This is a genomic window from Pasteurella sp. WM03, from assembly GCF_004570945.1.
Lineage (GTDB): Bacteria > Pseudomonadota > Gammaproteobacteria > Enterobacterales > Pasteurellaceae > Rodentibacter.
The window spans coordinates 1-941 of record NZ_SPPO01000022.1 but is presented as its reverse complement, the minus strand read 5'-3'; the positions used below and the strand labels follow the sequence as shown (position 1 = coordinate 941).

Here is a 941-nt window from a genome sequence, read left to right as displayed (position 1 = left end):
CCTTTCACCGTTAAATCTTTTTCAACATTGGCATTATTCGTGACATTTAAGTCTTTGGTTGTCGTTGTGCCTTCAACCGTTGAATTGCCTTTCACCGTTAAATCTTTTTCAACATTGGCATTATTTGTGACGTTTAAGTCTTTGAGCGTCGCGGTGTCTGTCACGTTTAGGTCTTGGGTCGTGGTTGTCCCGTTTACATTCAGATTACCACCAATGTTAGCATTGCCCGTGGTAGACATTGTTTCAAATTCCGGGTTTTCGGCAATTTGGATTTCAACTTTTCCATCCGTCACAACTGTGTTCACATTTTTGGAACTATAACTACCCCCAATGGTTGCATCTCCCGAAATCGTCAGTGTTTCACCAACTTTACGGGCTGTACTTCCCGAATTACCGGCAAAAGTCAGCGGATTGTTAGAAAGTGCGGTCAAATTATTCGTGATATTTTGAACCACTTTATCTAATTGCCCCTTAGTCGCTGCATCCGTTGCATTCGTCCCTTCTGCAATATTGGTGAGCACGTTACCGCCCATATCAACCCTTGTGCCACGGTTAACAACAAAGGTTTTTCCTTGACCGCCTACTGTGGTATTACCCAAGAGCAACGTCTCTCCGGTAGAGGTTAGACGATTATTAAACGTTCCATTCTCCGATATTAAATTATTAATAGTCGCATTGTTGGTGACATTTAAGTCTTTAGTTGTCGTTGTGCCCTCAACCGTTGAATTGCCTTTTACCGTTAAATCTTTTTCAACATTAGCATTATTCGTGACATTTAAGTCTTTGGTTGTGGTCGTGCCTTCAACCGTTGAATTACCTTTCACCGTTAAATCTTTTTCAACATTGGCATTATTCGTGACATTTAAGTCTTTGGTTGTCGTTGTGCCTTCAACCGTTGAATTGCCTTTCACCGTTAAATCTTTTTCAACATTGGCATTATT

The 941-nt window shown here is 41.0% G+C and carries 1 protein-coding gene; it reads right to left on the bottom strand.

The features are described from left to right. Window positions 1-941 (bottom strand): hypothetical protein (locus E4T92_RS10950; protein WP_209307352.1); only part of this gene is annotated, 941 nt, incomplete at both ends.